The 19,926-nt window shown below is 68.9% G+C and carries 13 protein-coding genes and 1 tRNA gene; 10 read left to right on the forward strand and 4 right to left on the reverse strand.

All coding sequences use genetic code 11. The annotated features are described in order from the left end of the window. Both JMJ55_RS24195 and JMJ55_RS24200 read left to right on the forward strand, forming a co-directional pair. A partial coding sequence (locus JMJ55_RS24195; RefSeq protein ID WP_236034004.1) for a hypothetical protein occupies nucleotides 1-1,341 on the forward strand: 1,341 nt, incomplete at its 5' end. A 72-nt stretch (nucleotides 1,342-1,413) separates the two neighbouring features. Further along, nucleotides 1,414-2,382, forward strand: a complete 969-nt coding sequence (locus tag JMJ55_RS24200) for a hypothetical protein (protein ID WP_202828190.1) — start codon at nucleotides 1,414-1,416, stop codon at nucleotides 2,380-2,382. A gap of 703 nt (nucleotides 2,383-3,085) precedes the next feature. On the opposite strand, the gene JMJ55_RS24205 is transcribed toward JMJ55_RS24200, so the two are convergent. Next, nucleotides 3,086-3,160, reverse strand: a tRNA-Gly gene (locus JMJ55_RS24205). A 107-nt stretch (nucleotides 3,161-3,267) separates the two neighbouring features. Between JMJ55_RS24205 and nhaA the strand changes: the two genes are divergently transcribed. The 3 genes from nhaA (at nucleotide 3,268) to JMJ55_RS24220 (ending at nucleotide 6,229) form a co-directional block, all read left to right on the forward strand. Continuing rightward, on the forward strand, nucleotides 3,268-4,434 hold the full coding sequence (nhaA, locus tag JMJ55_RS24210; protein ID WP_236034005.1) for a Na+/H+ antiporter NhaA: 1,167 nt from the start codon (nucleotides 3,268-3,270) through the stop codon (nucleotides 4,432-4,434). 104 nt (nucleotides 4,435-4,538) lie between these two features. Further along, entirely contained in the window at nucleotides 4,539-5,126 is a 588-nt protein-coding gene (locus JMJ55_RS24215) for a nucleotidyltransferase family protein (protein WP_202828191.1), read from the forward strand. Continuing rightward, entirely contained in the window at nucleotides 5,123-6,229 is a 1,107-nt protein-coding gene (locus tag JMJ55_RS24220) for a DSD1 family PLP-dependent enzyme (RefSeq protein WP_202828192.1), read from the forward strand. The genes JMJ55_RS24215 and JMJ55_RS24220 overlap by 4 nt, the downstream gene beginning before the upstream one ends. A gap of 39 nt (nucleotides 6,230-6,268) precedes the next feature. Here the strand turns inward: JMJ55_RS24220 and JMJ55_RS24225 are convergent, their stop codons facing one another. Then, nucleotides 6,269-7,447, reverse strand: coding sequence for a D-alanyl-D-alanine carboxypeptidase family protein (locus tag JMJ55_RS24225; protein ID WP_236034006.1), 1,179 nt, complete (start codon nucleotides 7,445-7,447; stop codon nucleotides 6,269-6,271). Between the two features lie 262 nt (nucleotides 7,448-7,709). Between JMJ55_RS24225 and JMJ55_RS24230 the strand changes: the two genes are divergently transcribed. The 5 genes from JMJ55_RS24230 to JMJ55_RS24250 all read left to right on the forward strand — a co-directional run bounded on the left by JMJ55_RS24230 (nucleotide 7,710) and on the right by JMJ55_RS24250 (nucleotide 14,517). Continuing rightward, nucleotides 7,710-8,333: a phasin family protein gene (locus tag JMJ55_RS24230; protein ID WP_202828194.1), complete on the forward strand. Its 624-nt coding sequence runs from the start codon at nucleotides 7,710-7,712 to the stop codon at nucleotides 8,331-8,333. Between the two features lie 274 nt (nucleotides 8,334-8,607). Continuing rightward, nucleotides 8,608-8,991: an ATP-dependent Clp protease adapter ClpS gene (clpS, locus tag JMJ55_RS24235; protein WP_456237083.1), complete on the forward strand. Its 384-nt coding sequence runs from the start codon at nucleotides 8,608-8,610 to the stop codon at nucleotides 8,989-8,991. 227 nt (nucleotides 8,992-9,218) lie between these two features. Further along, on the forward strand, nucleotides 9,219-11,582 hold the full coding sequence (clpA, locus tag JMJ55_RS24240) for an ATP-dependent Clp protease ATP-binding subunit ClpA (RefSeq protein ID WP_202828195.1): 2,364 nt from the start codon (nucleotides 9,219-9,221) through the stop codon (nucleotides 11,580-11,582). 257 nt (nucleotides 11,583-11,839) lie between these two features. Next, nucleotides 11,840-14,068 (forward strand): catalase/peroxidase HPI, encoded by a 2,229-nt coding sequence (gene katG, locus JMJ55_RS24245; RefSeq protein ID WP_202828196.1) that lies wholly within the window; start codon nucleotides 11,840-11,842, stop codon nucleotides 14,066-14,068. A 107-nt stretch (nucleotides 14,069-14,175) separates the two neighbouring features. Beyond that, nucleotides 14,176-14,517, forward strand: coding sequence for a carboxymuconolactone decarboxylase family protein (locus JMJ55_RS24250; protein WP_202828271.1), 342 nt, complete (start codon nucleotides 14,176-14,178; stop codon nucleotides 14,515-14,517). Here the strand turns inward: JMJ55_RS24250 and JMJ55_RS24255 are convergent, their stop codons facing one another. Next, nucleotides 14,518-17,745, reverse strand: coding sequence for a PAS domain-containing protein (locus JMJ55_RS24255; RefSeq protein WP_202828197.1), 3,228 nt, complete (start codon nucleotides 17,743-17,745; stop codon nucleotides 14,518-14,520). A gap of 78 nt (nucleotides 17,746-17,823) precedes the next feature. After that, nucleotides 17,824-19,806 (reverse strand): ATP-binding protein, encoded by a 1,983-nt coding sequence (locus JMJ55_RS24260; protein WP_202828198.1) that lies wholly within the window; start codon nucleotides 19,804-19,806, stop codon nucleotides 17,824-17,826. Nucleotides 19,807-19,926 lie beyond the last annotated feature (120 nt).

Below are 19,926 nucleotides of genomic sequence, written 5' to 3' on the forward strand. Positions count from 1 at the left end.
GCAGCACGCGGGAGATATCCCTTGGCCGGGTCAGTTCTCGATGAAAACCCCGGGTCAGTTCTCAGCGAAACTCAACAACAGGCCTACTGCATCGTCGTGACGCGCGGTGTCGATGACTTGGTGCACGCCTTCAAGGTGACGGTGGACACCAACAAGCCCCTGTTCCAGACCATCAAGGAGGATCCGAAGTCCCGCATCACCGACCTGCCCCTGACACCAGATGCGATCCTGCCGGGGTCGACCAGCGGGTTCGACCTCTGGCGTGAGGACGAGGACCGGCGCCGGGTGAAGACCATCGTCGGCGCCTTCGCGGAGCGGCCGAAGTTGCCAAAGATGCTGCGGCGCAAGGATCTGCTGGACACGGTGTCCAATGGCTGCGCTCAGGGGCTCTATGTGCTGTCGCTGCCGAGGCCTGACGGCAGTGCGCGGACCTGGTGGCGCATGCCGATCGATGAGGCCTCCCTCGCTGATGACGCGCTCGAGGCCGTGCAGAACAGCGCCGCTGTCCTCGACGCCCTGGACCCGGCTCTGCTGGCACCGGGGAAGCTTGAAGGACTCGACTGGAAGACCGGGTTGAAGGTCGCCGACCTGGTCTCGTACTTCGATGGTCATACCCTTACCATCGACCATCCGGACGAAGGCTGGACGGAGGAGAAGCCGATCCCGCGATGCCCGGAGGCGAAGGTGCTGGAGGCCGTGAGCGCGGCCGTGAAGGCCGGGACCGTCTGGATCACCAGTGGTGCGGCCTCGGTGTGGGGCGACACGCCGCCTGCCGGCATTGTCTCCAAGACGGCGGTCCTGCGGGCGCCGCCGGATCCCATCAGCGTTTCCTCGCTGACGCCCGAAGCGCTCCCGGATGCCTGGACCGATGGCAAGGCGTCCGTGCACTCGATCGAGCAGGCAGTTGCCGCTCAGCGAGGGGTCGTCTCACTGCCCTGGAAGCTGGTTGAGGCCGCCATCACAGGAGCGATGAACTCCGGCTTCATCCGTGTGATTCCTGGCGGTGTGGCGTGGCCATGCCAGCCGCACGAAGCCGCTGCCGTCCAGATCGGTCTGCCGGAAGCGCCGAAGGCCAAGGGCGAGGCGAAGCGGCAGGAATTCGCGGAAGACCAGACGCCTGGGCCGAAGCCAAAGGCAGCGTTCCGCGAAGCCGTGCTCGACAGCAGCCAGCTGAATGAACTAGTCGAGGGCATGGGCGACGTTCTGGCAGCGGCAGGCAACCTGACGCTGCGGTTCCGGGTGGCTGTGGAATTCGCTGAGGGCGAGGTCGCGACCCCAGATGTTGCGGCGAAGCTGGCTGCGGCGCTCGACAAGCTTGGGGTTGGGGGTGGGTATCCGTGACGAGGGAGCCCTCAACTGCTGGCGTGCGTCGAATCGACTGATGTCAGAAGGCGCGTCTGGGAGGTCGGCCAGATGAGTAGCACTGGGGGGCGCGTGCTCTACACATATTCGCTCGACAAGTGCGACGTCCAGGACAAGACCAAGCTGGCCGACTTTCGCAAAGCGCGCGCCGAGTGGGTCGATCTGCTGGAGAAGGACCCCCTTCACAGCGTCAGCCGCCAACTTTCCGGGCTGGTGTGGCAGGATGCCGTCTTTCGCCTGTTCAATGAGGCGTGGCGCATCGAAGACCCTGCACAGCCGAGCGGGGTCACGGCGCCCTTGCTGGCGGAGGCCCTGGTCAACGGCTACGTCGCCAACCTCGTGCTTGGCGTCGGCCGCCTGACGGACAAGGCTGACTATGGGAAATCTGGAGCCCGCAACGTCGTAAGCCTCAAACGCCTCGTCGAGGAGATCAAGAGCAAGCGGGATCTGATCACCCGCGAGATCTTCGTCTGCTACGATGGGTTGGTCTACGACGTGAACACGATCCCTCCGCCGTCGCGGCGCGGAAGTGGCGGTTTTATCGGCGTCGAGATCGGTGGGCCGTTCGACTGGTCCACGCCCACGCTCTTGCACGAGCATTTTGACGGCCTCTCGGGCGTTGATCCAAGTGCCCGCAGCCGCACTGACACGATTGCGGATGCGGCATTCGATGAGATCGAGACGCTCCTTTCCTGCCCGGAGATCGAAAAGCTCAGGGAACTGCGCAACAAAGTTATTGCCCACGCAGCCGATCCGATATCCCGCGCGCATCTTTCGAGCTTTGGCTTCAAGCTGCAGGAGGCAAAGGTCGCCCTGCACGCCCTTTGTTGGGCCTACCACCGGGTGCAGATCAACCTGCTTTGGAACAGCGGGGGCGGCGTAATGCCGATTCCGCAGTTCGACATTTTCGATCGCATGGATATCTCACTTCTGAGCCAAGCGCAGACGTCGGGGTTGCCCCCGTTCTGGCAACAGGTAGTCGCGGAGCGGGAGAGATGGGTGAAGGAGCCGCCACCCTGACCGCCTACTCCTTGTAGGCTTTCCTTGAGTGACGATCGGAAAACCGAAATGGACACCAGCCAGCCTCGTGGAGGCGAAATTGATGCTCCGCTGCCGCCGTACTTCTGGTTCGCTCTCGAAGTACGGAATTCGGGCAAGTGGGGTTCGAACCACGGCAAGTGCTGACCGCGCTGAAACCGGCCTTTTACCTAGGTTTTCGCGCTCCGTACTAAAACGCCCAAGTCAGAAGGTCCGGAGAGAATTGGCTTCCGGAGAGGGGTTTTCCGCCGTCTCCGCGTCCGGCCAGTCAACAGGTCAGCCCCGAAAACCTCAGGAAACCTGCGACCTAGCACCGCGACCGGTCAGGCGGAGAGCAAGGCTCGTATGGGAACTGGCGGAGCAGCGGAGATTCGAACTCCCGGTACGCTGTCCGCCTACCGTCTCGGGGCCGAAGCGAGGTTCTCGCTCTCCGGTTCTTTGCCCAGGCGATGAAGATGCTGAATCGGAGCAGGGGATCCGCGCCAAAGATGGCACGATAACAAGGCAATAGACCTTGTTGGGTAAATCGCCCTACCCTCAAGGTCCGGAGAGTCTCCAGCATTTCGGAGAGAAAACTCGCCTCCGTTCCGGAGCCAAACCATCAAGGTTGCCGCGAAAACCCAGGCCAAACCTGCGCCTCAGCGCGGCGGTCTGTTCGGGAGAGATGGGTTGTGTGGAAGGTGACTGGAGCGGGCGAAGGGATTCGAACCCTCGACCCCAACCTTGGCAAGGTTGTGCTCTACCCCTGAGCTACGCCCGCTTCCGGTCGCCGCGGCGACGGGGGTGGACTTACCCATAGTTTGCGCGGCGCGCAAGAGGCCGTTTTCGCTGGCCGGCCAGGATGGCTCCGCTACAAGCCATCGCCTCATGAACATGACCAAAAATCCACGCTCCGCTTCGCTGCTGCGGCGCCTCTTCGCGGGCTCGGCCGCGGGCGGCGTCGTGCTGATGGCCGCGGCGGCGGCGGCGCTGGTGCTGGCCAATTCCCCGCTGGACAGCGCCTATGCGGCGGCGCTCGGCGCCTATCTGGGGCCGCTCAGCCTGCTGCACTGGGTGAATGACGGCTTGATGGCCGTGTTCTTCCTGCTCGTCGGACTCGAGATCAAGCGGGAGATGGTGGAGGGCCACCTCGCCCGGCGGGCGCAGCGGGTGCTGCCGGGCCTCGCCGCGGCAGGGGGCATGGCGGTGCCGGCGCTGGTCTTCCTGTTCTGCAACCTGGATGAGCCGGCGAATCGGCGCGGCTGGGCGATCCCGGCGGCGACCGACATCGCCTTCGCCCTCGGCGTGCTGGGGCTGCTGGGTCGGCACGCGCCGGCCTCGCTGCGGGTCTTCCTCACCGCGCTCGCCATCCTGGATAACCTCGGCGCGGTGGTGATCGTCGCGCTTTTCTACCCTGCGGGACTCGATACCTTCTCGCTTGGCCTGGCGGCGACGGTGATGGCGGTGCTGATCAGGCTGAACCGGGCGGGGGTGGTCCGGCTCCTCCCCTATCTGCTGCTGGGCGGGCTGCTCTGGTGGTTCACCCTCCGCTCCGGCGTGCATGCGACCATCGCCGGGGTGGCGCTGGCCTTCGCCATCCCGCTGCGGCGGGACCACGACGCCTCCCCGCTGCACCGGCTGGAGCATGGGCTGCAGCCCTGGGCGGTCTTCGGCATCCTGCCGGTCTTCGGCTTCGCCAATGCCGGGGTTTCGCTGGCGGGCGTGGGGCTGGGGGCGCTGGCGGCGCCACTGACCCTCGGCGTCGGGCTCGGCCTGCTGCTGGGCAAGCTGGTCGGGGTCTTCGGCGCGGCGGCGCTGGCGATCCGGACGGGGCTGGCGGCGCTGCCCCAGGGGGCGGGGTGGTGGCAGCTCCTCGGCACCGCCCTGCTTTGCGGCATCGGCCTCACGATGAGCCTCTTCATCGCCCTGCTCGCCTTCCCCGATTCGCCCGACCGGCAGGCGGAGGTGAAGATCGGCATCCTCGCCGGCTCGCTCCTCGCCGGTCTGGCCGGGGCGGCGGTGCTGCGCCTGGCGCCGCGCCGCGGGGGCGAATGACGGAAGCTGCAGCTTTCGGACAAAACCCCGCCCGCTGCGGCCCGGCAGGGATTGGGGAGGAAGGGGGCGGGGTCGGCGCACGACATGAACATAACAAGAACAATATGATAGGGCAAGACGAATCCCGCCTCGCCACCTTCATCGCCGCCCGGCCGGCGCTGCTCCTCCCGCTGCAGGCGCTGGCCGCGCTCGGCCTGCCGGATGCCTGGATCGGCGCGGGCTTCCTCCGCAATCCGGTCTGGGACGCACTCTCCGGCTTCCCGCCGGGCCACAACCCGCCCGGGGATGTCGATGTGGTCTGGTTCGACCCGGCCCGCGCCAGCACAGGCGAGGATGCGGCGATCGAGGCAGCGCTGCAGGCGCGGCATCCCCTCCCCGGCCCCGACTGGTCGGTGCGGAACCAGGCGCGGATGGCGGCCCGCAACGGCGATGCGCCCTATCGGGACACGCGGGACGCCGTGGCGCATTGGCCGGAGACGGCGACCGCCATCGCCGCCCGCTGGACGCCAGAGGGGGTGGAGGTGCTGGCGCCGCACGGCCTCTCGGACCTGTTCGGCCGGGTGGTGCGGCCGACGCCGGGCTTCGCCGAGCGCCGCCCGGCCGCCTTCGCCGCCCGCCTCGCCGCTCAGGACTGGACGCGGCGCTGGCCGGGCGTGACCATCACGCCGATGCCTGATCGGAGCCCACCATGATGCAACCACCCCCCGCCCAGCCGGGCATGCCCGAGGACGAGGTCGACACCCCTGCCCTGCTGATCGACCTCGATGCCTTCGAGGCCAATCTGGACGCCATGGCGACGCGGCTGGAAGGCACAGGGGTGAAACTCCGCGCCCATGCCAAGACCCACAAGTCGCCGGTGATCGCCCGGCTGCAGATGGCCCGCGGCGCGGTCGGGCAATGCGTGCAGAAGGTGGGCGAGGCGGAGGTGCTGGCCTGGGGCGGCATCCCCGACATCCTGGTCAGCAACGAGGTCGTCGGCCGCACCAAGCTGGCCCGGCTGGCGGCCCTGCAGCGGATCAGCCGGGTCGCGGTCTGCGTGGACGATGCCGCCCAGGTCTCGGCGCTGGAAGCGGCCGCGGAGGCTGTCGGGGCCCGCATCACCGTGCTGGTCGAGCTGGATTGCGGCGCCAGCCGCTGCGGGGTGGAGCCGGGGCCGCCGGTGGTGGCGCTGGCCCGACAGATCGCCGCCAGCCCGCACCTGATCTTCGGCGGGCTGCAATCCTACCATGGCAGTGCCCAGCATCGCCGGCGGCCGGAGGAACGAGCCGCGGCCATCGCCCATGCCGTGGAGGTGACGCGGCGGAGCGTGGAGCAGCTCACCCAGCAGGGCCTGCCCTGCGCCATCGTCGGCGGCGGCGGCACCGGCACCTTCGAGCATGAGCTGGCGAGCGGCGTGTACAACGAGATCCAGGCCGGCTCCTATGCCTTCATGGATGCCGATTACGCGCGGAACGAGGTGCCGCCCCCCTTCCGGCAGAGCCTCTTTGTCCTGAGCACGGTGATGAGCCGGGCGATCCCCGGCGTCGCCGTGCTGGATGCGGGGTTGAAGGCGCTGGCGGTGGATAGCGGCCTGCCGCTGGTCCATGGCCGGCCGGGGCTGCGCTATGCCGGCGCCTCGGACGAGCATGGCAAGCTGCTCGTCGAGGACGGGACGGCGCCGGCGCTCGGCGAGAAGCTGCGGCTGGTGCCGGGGCATTGCGACCCGACCATCGACCGCTACGACTGGTATGTGGGCGTGCGGCGGGGCCGGGTGGAATGCCTCTGGCCGGTGGCCGCACGGGGAATGATGCAGTAGCGGGGCCGGGAGGGGCGAAAGGCCCCTCCCGCCCAGTCCCTACCGCGCCCGCTTGGCGTGCCGTGTCGTCGGCGCCGGCGCGGCATTGGCCGGGCGGATCGGGGCGACCTTGGCGGAGCGGGGCGCGGCGACGCTGGCGCGGCCGCCGGCATCGCCCTGTTCCATCCGCGCCGTGATGCGCGGGGCACGGGTGGTGACGTTGCGTAGCAGGGGCGGCCGGGCGGCGGGCTGCACCCTGACCGGGGCAGCCGTCAGGCGCAGAACCGGGCGCGAGGTCGCGGCGACGCGCGCGGCCGGCGCGGGCGCCGAGGCGGCCAGCAGGCGCCGGCCGGCCCGGGCCTGGGCGAGCGAGGCGGCATGGGCGCTGGCCATCATGGTCGGCAGGTTGCGGCGGGCCATGGGGGAGACGCCCATCTGGCTGAAGCCCTGGTCCAGCAGCGCCATCATATGGCGGTCCCGTTCCCGCCCCGTCTGACCACCGAAGACGGCGGCGATCAGGCGGACACCGTCGCGCTGGGCGCTGGCGACCAGGTTGAAGCCGCTGTCGTTGACGTAGCCGGTCTTGATGCCGTCCGCGCCCTCATATTCCTGGAGCAGGCGGTTGTGGTTCCAATGGGTGCGGCCGCGGAAGACGAAATGCGGCGTCGAGAAGAAGGCATAGCGCTCCGGGAAATCCTGCATCAGGCGCCGACCGAGCAGGGCCATGTCGCGGGCCGTGGTGGTCTGGTCCGGGTCCGGCAGGCCGGAGGCGTTGCGGAAGGTGGTGCGGGTCATTCCCAGCGCCCGGGCCTTCAGCGTCATCATCTGGGCGAAGCGCTCCTCGGAGCCGCCGCCCAAATGCTCGCCGAGGGCCGCGGCGGCGTCATTGGCCGATTTGGTGACCAAGGCAAGGATCGCCTCCTCGACCGTCAGCGACATCCCGGGCGTCAGGCCGAGGCGGGACGGCGCCATGGAGGCGGCGTTGCTGGAGACGCGGATGGTGCTGTCGAGGGTGGAGCGACCGTCCCTGAGGGCCTCGAAGGCCATATAGACGGTCATCATCTTGGTGAGGGAGGCGGGGTAGCGCTGCTCGTCGGGGCTGGCGGCGATGAGGATATTGCCCGATCGGGCCTCGGTGACGATGGCGGAGTAGCGTTCGCTGCCGATCTGAGCCCGGGCGGGCGACGGCGTGGCGAGGCTACAGGTAACGGCAAGGGCCGTGACGGCCCCCAGGCGCATGGCGCAGGTCCCCAGCATTGCATTCCCCCGATGCGCGGCCCAAGCCCCCCGGCCGACCTGCGAATCGCAGGCAATCTACGTGCAGTTGTGTCGCGTTGTCCACGGGAATGGAACAGGAACCGCCGGAAAGCAAAGGCTTACGGGACGCTCCTCGCGTGACCGTCGCGAGCGCCGAAACGAGCCTTCCGGGCTGGTTTCTCAACCAATTGCTGCGCTGCAAAATTATCTTGCATCGCGATGCCCGGCGCTCTACATCCGCGTCATGTTGCAGCGCAGCAAAGCCCGGCCCCGCCGTGGCAGCCCAGTTGGCATTGCCCTGCAACCTGGGCCCGGCGAGGCCCAAAACCGGATGCAGGAGCAAGTCATGACCGTGGTTTCCGAGGCCAAGCTGGCCGATGTCAAGAAGCTCGTGAACGACGCTGCCGCGACCGGCGCCCCGAAGGCTCAGAAGCTGGCGGGCGAAGCTGCCGCGCCGGTGCGCAACACGGTGGAGAAGCAAATGGAACAGGCAACGAAGGCGACCGAAGGCTTCATGAAGGCGGCCGAGCAGGCGGCCGAGTTCGGCCGCGGCAATGCCGAGGCGGTGGCGAAGTCGGCGCAGGTCTACATGACCGGCGTGCAGGACCTCTCCAAGCAGACCCTGGCGCTGATGCAGGCGCTGAGCGAGCAGGCGATCGCCAATGCCAAGGCGCTGGCGACCGTGAAGAGCCTGAAGGAGGCCACCGAGATCCAGACCTCCTACGCCCGCACCACGGTCGAGAAGATGCTGGCCGACACGACGAAGCTGCAGGAGGCTTCGCTGAAGCTGGCCGAGGCTACCTTCGCGCCGATCACCGCCCGCGTGCAGATCGCGGTCGAGACGATGTCGAAGCCGCTCGCGGTCTGAGCATCGGCTGATGCGCCGGGTCCCCTTGGGGCCTGGCCATGACGAGACCGGGGCCCGGCCCCGGCATTCCTGCCTCGGCAGGGGTGCCGGGCCGGGCCCCTGGCGTTTCGGGCCCTCTCCCTAGACCTTTCTTTGACGAGTTTGCGCGCCCATATCGGCGGAGGCCCCCGCAGGGCCCTTCACCTTCCGCCATCCGGGGCGGTATCCTCCCCCCCGGGAGCCTTCTTTTGGGGCAAGCGGCGAGCCCACCTTCAGCGACCCCATCGGGACCTCCATGAGCGATCAGGACCAGGCAAGGACGGCAGGCATGGCACGCGTGACCGGCGCCAATCCGCCGGGCGGAACCACCCCCGGCGATACCACGCCCAATACCGGCGTCGTGGTGAAGACCCGGCCGCGCACCAAGAAGCCGGCCATGTACAAGGTGCTGATGCTGAACGACGACTACACGCCGATGGAATTCGTCGTGCATGTCCTCGAGCGCTTCTTCCAGAAGAACCGGGAGGAGGCGACGCGGATCATGCTGCACGTCCACCGGCGCGGCGTCGGCGTCTGCGGGGTGTATACCTATGAGGTGGCCGAAACGAAGGTCACCCAGGTGATGGACCTGGCCCGGCAGAACCAGCACCCCCTGCAATGCACGATTGAAAAAGAGTGATTCCGTCCGGCCCCGGATACGGCGCATCATCGCCTCCGGTGGCCAGCTCGGCGCGGCCCCGCAATGCCACCCCGCCGAATGGGGGGCTCGCCCAGGGGGAGAGGGGCGCCCAGATCATAGGAAGCCCGCCGGGCGCAATCGCGTCAGACGGATGGTTCAGCGGAAACCCACCCTTATCCCTGGATGTTCCAGGGTCTTAGGGTTCCATCGGGGAGCGTCGCCACAGCATGTTATCCCGCAATCTCGAGCAGACGCTCCACCGCGCCCTCGGCCTGGCCAATGAACGCCGGCACGAATACGCGACACTGGAGCATCTTCTTCTCGCCCTGACCGACGATGCCGACGCGGCGACCGTGCTGCGGGCCTGCGGCGTCGACAACGACAAGCTGAAGCGCGACCTGACCGAGTTCCTCGACAAGGATCTCGCGGGCTTGGTCACCGAGCGCGCCGGCGATCCGAAGCCGACCGCCGGCTTCCAGCGCGTGGTCCAGCGCGCCGCCATCCATGTCCAGTCCTCCGGCCGGGACGAGGTGACGGGCGCCAATGTCCTCGTCGCCCTGTTCTCTGAGCGGGAGAGCCATGCGGTCTATTTCCTGCAGCTGCAGGACATGACCCGGCTGGATGCGGTGAATTTCATCTCCCACGGCATCGCCAAGGCGCCCGGCCGCACCACCAACCGGCCGGTGCAGGGCACGCCGAATGCCTCCTCCAATCCTTCGGGCGGCGAGGAGCCGGAGAAGGAGGAGAAGCCGCGCGGCGGCCGCAGCCAGGACGCGCTGTCGAACTACTGCGTCAACCTCAACAAGAAGGCGCAGCAGGGCAAGATCGACCCGCTGATCGGCCGCGACCACGAGATCGAGCGGACGATCCAGATCCTCTGCCGCCGCACCAAGAACAACCCGCTCTATGTGGGTGACCCGGGCGTCGGCAAGACCGCCATCGCCGAGGGCCTGGCCAAGCGCATCATCGAGGGCGACGTGCCCGAGGTGCTGGCGAAGTCCACCATCTACGCGCTCGACATGGGCAGCCTGCTTGCCGGCACCCGCTACCGCGGCGATTTCGAGGAGCGGCTGAAGGCGGTGGTGAACGAGCTGGAGCAGCAGCCCGGCTCCATCCTCTTCATCGACGAGATCCACACCGTCATCGGTGCGGGCGCGACCTCGGGCGGGGCAATGGATGCCTCGAACCTGCTGAAGCCGGCGCTGGCCCAGGGCACCCTGCGCTGCGTGGGCTCGACCACCTACAAGGAATACCGCAACTACTTCGAGAAGGACCGGGCCCTCGTCCGCCGCTTCCAGAAGATCGACGTCAACGAGCCGACGGTCGAGGATGCGGTGAAAATCCTCCAGGGCCTCAAGACCAATTACGAGAAGCACCACAAGGTCCGCTACACGCCGGAGGCGATCCGCGCCGCCGTCGAGCTCTCGGCAAAGTACATCCATGACCGGAAGCTGCCGGACAAGGCGATCGACGTGATCGACGAGGTCGGCGCCTCCCGCATGCTCCAGCCAGAGGGCAAGCGGCGGAAGACCGTGACGCTGCGCGATGTCGAGGAGATCGTGGCGAAGATCGCCCGCATCCCACCCAAGTCCGTCAGCAATGACGACAAGGAGACGCTGCGGAACCTGGAGCGCGACCTGAAGGCGATGGTCTTCGGCCAGGACAAGGCGATCGAAGCGCTGTCTTCCGCCATCAAGCTGTCCCGTGCGGGGCTGCGCGATGCGGAGAAGCCGATCGGCAACTACCTGTTCTCCGGCCCGACCGGCGTCGGCAAGACCGAGGTGGCGAAGCAGCTCGCCAAGACCCTCGGGATCGAGCTGATCCGCTTCGACATGTCGGAATACATGGAGCGGCACTCGGTCTCGCGCCTGATCGGCGCCCCTCCGGGCTATGTCGGCTTCGACCAGGGCGGGTTGCTGACCGACGCCATCGACCAGCATCCGCATGCGGTGCTGCTGCTCGATGAGATCGAGAAGGCGCATCAGGATCTCTACAACATCCTGTTGCAGGTGATGGACCACGGGAAGCTGACTGACCACAACGGCAAGACGGTCGATTTCCGCAACGTGATCCTCATCATGACCACCAATGCCGGCGCGGCCGACATGGCGAAGCCCGCCATCGGCTTCGGCAGCGCCGTCCGGGTCGGCGAGGATACGGAGGCCATCCAGCGGATGTTCACCCCCGAATTCCGCAACCGGCTGGATGCGGTGGTGCCCTTCGCCGGCCTGACGCCGGAGATCGTCGGCCGCGTGGTCGAGAAGTTCGTGATGCAGCTGGAGGCCCAGCTCGCGGACCGGAACGTCACCATCGAGCTGAGCTCGGCGGCGAAAGAATGGCTGGCCGAGCGGGGCTACGACCCGCTCTACGGCGCGCGGCCGCTGGCCCGCGTCATCCAGGAGCACATCAAGAAGCCGCTCGCCGAGGAGCTGCTCTTCGGCCGGCTCGCCAAGGGCGGCTCGGTGAAGGTGAACCTGCGCGACGGGGCGCTTGCCTTCGATTACCAGGAGGCTGCGCCGCCGGCCCTGCCGAAGCCCGAGGAAGGTCCGGGCGATGGCGAGGCGGAGAAGGAGCCGGAGGTGGTGGAGTAACCCTCCACCCCCTGACCGGGTTGAATCATGCGGGCGCGGGGGCTTCCTCCGCGCCCGCAGTCAATTCGGGACGTCGGTTAATGATCGCCTCAATCGATCAGGATTATGATTATAATCGGTTTCCCATGAAATCCCGACCCCGTTAGAGTTTCCGACGCGCGGCACCCGTATGCGTATTCCGTTGCGGGCTCGGAAGGCGACGCCACACGCGTCACCGGCAGGGCGAAACAGCAAGCCGCGCCATAGGGAGAGATGCCATGGATGGGGTGGCCGATCAGAAAGCGGCAGGTGGATGCCCGGTGGCGCATGGGGGCTCCCCGCGCCGCGGGCATGGCCGGGGCCGGGGCAACCGGGAATGGTGGCCCGACCAGTTGAGCCTCACCACGCTGAACCAGCACTCGCCGCGATCCAACCCGATGGATCCGGGCTTCGACTATGCCGCGGAGTTCAAGACGCTCGACCTCGATGCGGTCGTCAAGGACCTGCACGCCCTGATGACCGATTCCCAGGACTGGTGGCCGGCCGATTTCGGCCATTACGGCGGGCTCTTCATCCGCCTCGCCTGGCACAGCGCGGGCACCTACCGCACGACCGACGGGCGCGGCGGCGCCGGCGGCGGCCAGCAGCGCTTCGCCCCGCTCAATAGCTGGCCGGACAACGCCAACCTCGACAAGGCGCGGCGGCTGCTCTGGCCGATCAAGCAGAAATACGGCAACAAGCTGTCCTGGGCCGACCTCTTCGTCCTCGTCGGCAACGTCGCCCTGGAATCCATGGGCTTCAAGACCTTCGGCTTCGCCGGCGGCCGCCCGGATACCTGGGAACCCGAGGAGCTGTATTGGGGCCCCGAGGGGAGCTGGCTCGGCGATGAGCGCTACAGCGGCGAGCGGCAGCTCGATAACTCGCTCGGCGCGGTGCAGATGGGCCTCATCTACGTCAACCCCGAGGGTCCGAACGGCAAGCCCGACCCGCTGGGCTCGGCGCGCGACATCCGCGAAACCTTCGCCCGCATGGCGATGGACGATGAGGAGACGGTGGCCCTGATCGCCGGCGGCCATACCTTCGGCAAGACCCATGGCGCCGGCGACCCGTCCTTCGTGGGGCCCGAGCCGGAAGGTGCTACGATCGAGGATCAGGGCCTCGGCTGGCGCAGCAAGCACGGCACGGGCTTCGGCGCGGATGCGATCACCGGCGGCCCGGAAGTCACCTGGTCGCAGACGCCGACCCGGTGGAGCAACCACTACTTCGACAACCTCTTCAAATTCGAATGGGAGCTGACCAAGAGCCCGGCCGGCGCCTGGCAGTGGACGGCGAAGGACGCCCCGGCCGACATCCCGGACGCGCACGATCCGTCGAAGCAGCATGTGCCGACCATGCTGACCTCCGACCTCGCGCTGCGGATGGACCCCGCCTATGAGAAGATCTCGCGGCGCTTCTACGAGAACCCGGACCAGTTCGCCGATGCCTTCGCCCGGGCCTGGTTCAAGCTGACGCATCGCGACATGGGTCCGATCCAGCGCTATCTCGGGCCGCTTGTCCCGAAGGAGACGCTGATCTGGCAGGACCCGATCCCGCCGCTCGATCACCCGGTGATCGGGGAAGCGGAGATCGAGGCGCTGAAGGCCCAGCTCCTCGCCACCGGCCTCACGGTGTCGCAGCTGGTCTCGACCGCCTGGGCCTCGGCCGCGACCTTCCGCGGTTCCGACAAGCGCGGCGGCGCCAATGGCGCGCGCATCCGACTGGCGCCGCAGAAGGACTGGCCGGTCAACAACCCGCCCGAGCTGGCGAAGGTGCTGCAGAAGCTCGAGGAGGTGCAGAAGGCCTTCAATGCCTCGGCCACCGGCGGCAAGAAGGTGTCGCTCGCCGACCTGATCGTCCTCGGCGGCTGCGCCGCGATCGAGAAGGCGGCGAAGGATGCCGGCACCACCATCAAGGTGCCTTTCATCCCGGGCCGCATGGACGCGACGCAGGAGCAGACCGACGCCCCCTCCTTCGAGCCGCTGGAGCCGACCGCCGACGGCTTCCGCAACCACTATGAGGGCCTGCAGTTCATGGCGCCCGAGGAGGCGCTGGTGGACAAGGCCGAGCTGCTGCGGATCACCCCGCAGGAGATGACGGTGCTGGTGGGCGGGCTGCGGGTGCTGGGCGCCAATTCCGGCGGGTCCAGGCATGGTGTCTTCACCAGCCGCCCCGGCCAGCTGACGACCGATTTCTTCGTCAACCTGCTGACCATGGGCACGGAGTGGCAGCCGACCGGCTCCGACAACGCCTTCGAGGGCCGCGACCGCAAGACGGGGGAGGTGAAGTGGACCGCCACGCGCGTCGACCTCATCTTCGGGTCGCACTCGCAGCTGCGCGCCTTCGCCGAGGTCTATGCCCAGTCGGACTCCCAGGCGAAGTTCGTGAAGGACTTCGTCGGCGCCTGGACCAAGGTGATGAATGCCGACCGCTACGACCTGCCGAAGCATCCGAACTTCACCGCCAACTAGGCCGGCAGCGCAGGAGTGGCGCTCCGCCGCATCCTGAAAGACACTGGGCGGGCGCGGGGGACATCCTCCGCGCCCGTTTCCGTACAGGGGGAGAGCCAGTGAGCGCCATCAAGGATTGGGATGCCTACAACGCCGCCGAGCGGACCCGGGGCAAGGAGCTGAACGCCCTGCATCCGGAACTGGTGAAAGGCTTCGGCGCGCTGAGCCGCGGCGCCGCCACCACGCAGCATCTGGATGCCAAGACGCGGGAGCTGATCGCGCTCGCCGTCGCCATCACCACCCGCTGCGATGGCTGCATCGATGCGCATGTGCGCAAGGCCAGGACCGCCGGGGCCAGCAAGGCGGAGATCGCCGAGGCGCTCGGCGTCGCCATCGCGCTGAATGCCGGCGCCGCCTTCACCTATGCGCTGCATGCTCTGGATGCGGCGGAGGAGACGGCCGGCGGCTGATCAGGGCGCCGGCGGCAGGGCCCGCCGCAGCGCCGCCTGCAGCTCGGCGATGCGGAAGGGCTTGCGCAGCAGCGCCGCTTCCGGCCCGGCCGCCGCCTCGATCGCCGCCGTGTCGGAATAGCCGCTGGCGAAAAGGATCGGCAGGCCCGGCCGCAGCCGCCGGGCGGTTTGGGCGAATTCGGCGCCGTTCATCCCCGGCATGGCGAAATCGACGATGGCGAGGTCGGGCTGCTCCCCTTCCAGCGCCACCAGCCCTGCCTCGCCATCCTGGGCGGGGATGGCGCGGTAGCCGAGGTCGCGCAGGGATTCGAGCAGGAAGCGCAGCACCTCCGCATCATCCTCGACCACCAGGATGGTGGCGCCTGGCCGCGAGGCGGGCCCGGTCCCCTCCCCCACCGCCGGCTCGGGCGCGACCCGCAGATCGGTGCGGCGGAGCAGCAGGCGCACCGTGGTGCCGGCGCCGGGCCGGCTTTCGATCCGCGCCAGGCCGCCGGCCTGGCGGGCGATGCCATAAACCTGGCTGAGGCCGAGCCCGGTGCCCTTGCCGAATTCCTTGGTGGTGAAGAAGGGGTCGAAGGCCCGCGCCACCACCTCGGACGGCATGCCGGTGCCGGTATCGGCGATCGCCAGCTCGACATAGTCGCCGGGCGCCAATTCGGGGTCGTGCCGGATGGGACGGAGCCGCGTGGCGATGGTCAGCCGCCCACCCTCCGGCATGGCGTCGCGGGCATTGATGGCCAGGTTCAGCACCGCCATCTCGAGCTGCGTCGGGTCGGAGAGCACCGGCGCCTCGCCCTCCTCCAGCACCAGCCGGATCTCGATCAGCGGGCCGAGGCTGCGGGCCAGCATCTCCCGCATGCCCTCGACCAGCCGGCCGAGGAAGAGCGGCTTCGCCTCCAGCCGCTGGGCGCGGGAGAAGGCGAGGAGTTGGCCGGTGAGCTTGGCGCCGCGCTCGGCCGCGGCGAGGCCGGCCTCGGCCCAGCGGCGCACCCGCGTGGCATCCTCCGCCCGGCGGCGGATCAGGTCGAAGCTGCCGGAGACGCCCTGCAGCAGGTTGTTGAAGTCATGCGCGATGCCGCCGGTGAGCTGGCCGACCGCTTCCATCTTCTGGCTCTGGCGCAGCCGCTCCTCGGCCTCAGCGAGGCGGGCCTGCTCGGCCAGCCGCTCGGTCACGTCATAGACGAATTGATAGGCGCCCAGCAGCCGCCCATCGGCGCCGCGCAGCGGGTTGAACTTCATCTCGTAATGGCGGCGGCCGCGGCCGGGGGCGCCGAACTCGGCGATCTCGGTGAAGGCCTCGCCGGACAGGGCGCGGGTCCAGATGCGCTGCACCCCGACCTGCTCCTCCGGCAGATGCGCCAGCAGGTCGAGCATCGAGAGGCCGACCCGCGGCCGGATGCCGAAGCTCCGCTCGAACTCGTTCGCCGCGGCACGGTTGATCGCGAGCCAGCGGAAATCGAGATCGGCGACCTGCACGAAGGCGTCGGTGCCCTCGACGATATCGGCCAGCAGCTTGCGTTCGGCCAGCACCTCGGCGAAGCGCCGCTCCAGCGTCTCGTTCAGCTCGCGCAGCCGCGCCTCGGTGGCCTTGCGGGCGGTGATGTCGATGGCGGTGCCGAGGACGCGGAGGCACCGGCCATCCTCGTCGAAGATGGCGCGGCCCTTGGCGGCCACCCAGCGCTGCACGCCATCCTCCCGCCCGATGGTGCGGTATTCCACGTCATAGACGGTGCGGCGGGCCGGGTCGCAGGCGGCGGCGAAGGCGGCGATGGTCTCGGGCGCATCCTCCGGATGCAGGCCGCCATAGAAATCCGCCAAGGTCACCGGGCGATCGGGCGAGATGCCGAACATGGCCTTGACCAGCGGTGGCCAGAACATGGTCTCGGTCGCCATGTCCACATCCCAGAGGCCGATCTCGGCCGCCTCGGTCGCCAAGCGGAGCAGCTCCTCGCTGTGGCGGAGCGCCGCTTCGGCAGCGCGCTGGTCGGTGACGTCGATGCAGCTGCCGATAAAGCCGAGGAAACTGCCATCCGCGGCGAAGCGCGGCACGCCGGTATCGTCCACCACGCGCCAGGTGCCGTCCTCCCGGCGCAGGCGGTAATCCATGCGGAAGGCCTCGCGCCGGTCGAAGGCAGCGTCATAGGTGGCGACGCAGCGGGCCATGTCCTCCGGATGGACGCCCTCGGCCCAGCCATAGCCCAGCTCCTGCTCCATGCTGCGGCCGGTGAAGCTCAGCCAGGGGCGGTTGAACCAGGTGCAGGCCTTGCTGGTGTCGGAGATCCAGATCAGCACCGGCGCGGCATCGGCGATCTCGCGGAAGCGCGCCTCGCTCTCGCGCAGCACCTGCTGGCCCCGCTGCGCCTCGGTGACGTCGAAGCCCTCGCAGAAGATGCCGATGACGCGGCCCGCGCCATCCGTCACCGGCTCATAGATGAAGTCGAGCAGCAGATCCTGCTCGGGGCGGTCCGGCGTGGCGCGGAGGCGCATGGGCGTGGCGCGGGCGACATGGCGCTGGCCGGTGGCATAGACCTGGTCGAGCAGCTCGTAGAAGCCCTGCTCGACGAGGTCGGGGAAAGCCTCGCGGACCGTCCTGCCGATGATGTCGGCGCGGCCGAAGAGCCGGATATGGGCGTCGTTCACGAAGTCATAGACATGCTCCGGCCCCCGCATGGTGCAGATGAAGCCGGGCGCCTGCTGGAACAGGCGGCGCTGCCGCTCCACCGCATCGGCCTGCTGCCGTTCGGCCAGGACCCGCGCCGTGGTATCGACCAGGATCGCCAGGACACCGACGGGGCGGCCCCCCTCATCCGGCACCGGGGAATAGTCGAGATTGAGCCAGACCTCCCGCGGCGGCCCGTGCAGGTGCAGGGTGAAGGCCTGGTCCTTGAAGGACGTGGTGCGGCCGGCCAGCCCGGTGCGGAGAACCGTATCGTTGAACGCCGCGGCCTCGGGCCAGGCCTCGCGGACCGGCAGACCGAGAAGCTGCGGATGGCGCCCGGCGGCGAAGGCCGCATAGGCATCGTTGTAGAGCAGCACCCCCGCCTCGCCCCAGAGCAGCGCCATGGGGATGGCGGCGCGGAGCAGGATGCCGGCCGAGAGGCGGAGGCAGGGCGGCCAGGCCTCGATGGGGCCGAGCGGGGTCGCGGCCCAGTCGAAGCGGCGGATCCGTTCGCCCATCTCCCCGCCGGCAAGGAAGGCATCGGGGTCATGGGAAGGCGGCGGCTGCAAGCGTTACCCCTCGGGAATGGCATTCCCCGGCAGAACAGCATGCCGGCGGCCCGGTGACAAAGCCGGTTGCGTGGAGGTTCAGGCCGGGTCGCGCTGCATCGGGCGGGGCGCGCTGCGGCGCGTGGCGGTCTCCAGCGCCTGGCGGAGCTGCTCCAGCGTGAAGGGCTTGCGCAGCAGCGGCAGGCCCGCGGCGGCGACACGGGCCGGGGCGCCGCCGAAGCCGCTATAGAGCAGGATCGGCAGGCCGGGCCGCAGCGCCCCGACCTGGCGGGCGAGGTCGAGCCCGTCCTGCCCGCCCGGCATGACCACATCGGTCAGCAGGAGATCGACCGCCACCTCCCCTTCCAGCATCCGCAGCGCGGCGGCGGCGCTGCCGGCGCGGAGCACGTCATGGCCCAGATGGCGCAGCATCTCGGTCGTCAGCACCGCGACATCGTCATCATCCTCGGCGAGCAGGAGACGGAGCGGGGCCATGGCGCGGGCCGGTGCCTGCGGCCGGGGCGCCGCCGCCGCGCCGGGCGCCTCGGCAGCGCGGGGCAGCAGCAGGGTGACGGTGGTGCCGCGGCCGGGCTGGCTGTCGATCCGCGCGGTGCCGCCGCTCTGCCGCGCGAAGCCATAGACCTGCGGCAGGCCGAGCCCGGTCCCATGGCTGGCCGGCTTGGTCGAATAGAAGGGCTCGAAGACCCGGGCCAGCACCTCGGGCGGCATGCCATGGCCGGTATCCTGGACGGCCAGCCGCAGGAAGCAGCCGCCGAGCCCATCCGGATCGGTGATGGAATCCAGCTCGGTATTCGCAGCCGTGAGGCGCAGCGTGCCGCCCTTCGGCATGGCATCGCGCGCATTCACCGCGAGGTTGAGCAGCGCGAGTTCCAGCTCCCCGGGATCGGCCAGGACCGGCCAGAGCCGTTCCTCCAGCGCGATCTCGATGGTGATGTCGCCGCGCAGCGTCCGCGCCAGGAGTTCACGCGCCTCCTCGAGCCAGGCGCAGAGGTCGAGTGGCTCCGGCCGCAGCGATTGCCGGCGGGCGAAGGTCAGCAGGCGGCGGGTCAGCGTCGCGCCGCGCTGCGCCGCCTGCACCATCGCCTCGGTCAGGCGCTGCCGGCGCGGCATGTCATCGGTGCGCTGGAGCAGGGTGGCGCCGCTGGTGATGACGGCGAGCAGGTTGTTGAAATCATGCGCCACGCCGCCGGTGAGCTGGCCGAGCGCCTCCAGCTTCATGGTCTGGAACAGCCGGGCCTGGGCGATCTCCCGTGCCCGCACCTCGGCCTCGACCTCGGCCTGCAGCCGGTTGTTCGCCTCGGCCAGGGCCAGTTCGGCGCGCTTGCGGTCGGTGATGTCGAGGTTGAGGCCGATCATCCGCACCGGCCGGCTCGACAGGTCGTAGAACAGCCGCCCGCGGCCGGCGAGCCAGCGCTCGCCACGCCGCGGATGGAGGATGCGGTATTCCACCGCGAAATCGGGACGACGGTCGCGCAGGCAGGTCTGCAGCGCCTCCTTGGCCATGTCACGGTCCTGCGGATGGACCGATTCCACCCAGGCCTCATAGCTCGGCGTCACCTGGCGCGGGTCGAGCCCGTAGAGGGTGTAGTATTCCTCCGACCAGGTGATGCGGTCGCTGCGGATGTCCCAGTCCCAGGTGCCGGCCTCGGCATAGCGCTGGGCCAGGCGCAGGCGCTCCTCGCTGTCGCGCAGCTCGGCATTCTTGTGGTTCAGCGCCTCGGTGCGGGCGGCGACGCGGCCTTCCAGTTCGGCATTGGCCCGGGCGAGGCTGGTATTGGCCTGTTCCAGCTCCTCGGCGAAGACCTGCAGCTCCTCCATGGCGACCCGCAGCTCCTCGGCCTGGGGGTCGTCCGGCGGGAGGGGCGCAGCGGCCGCTGGCCGGGCCAGGCGCGCCTCGGCCTCGCGCAGCGCGGCGTTGCAGGCGGCGAGCGATGCGAGGGCGCGATCACGCTCCTCGGTGAGGATGGCGATCTCGGCCTGCGCATCCTCCCATGCAACGCGGAGCTGCTCGGTCTCGCCCTCCTGGCGCATCCGCTCGTGATCGTCGAAATCGGCTGGCATATCTGGATCCATAGCGTGATGGCGTCAGCCGCTTTCGGCGTATCAAATCATCAAGGCTGGAACGGGCGATGCACCCCTGCGTTCGGCCCGGTAACGAGACAATGGGGCTGTTTTCCCGTT

The sequence above is a fragment of the Belnapia mucosa genome, from assembly GCF_016775475.1.
GTDB classification, from domain to species: domain Bacteria; phylum Pseudomonadota; class Alphaproteobacteria; order Acetobacterales; family Acetobacteraceae; genus Belnapia; species Belnapia mucosa.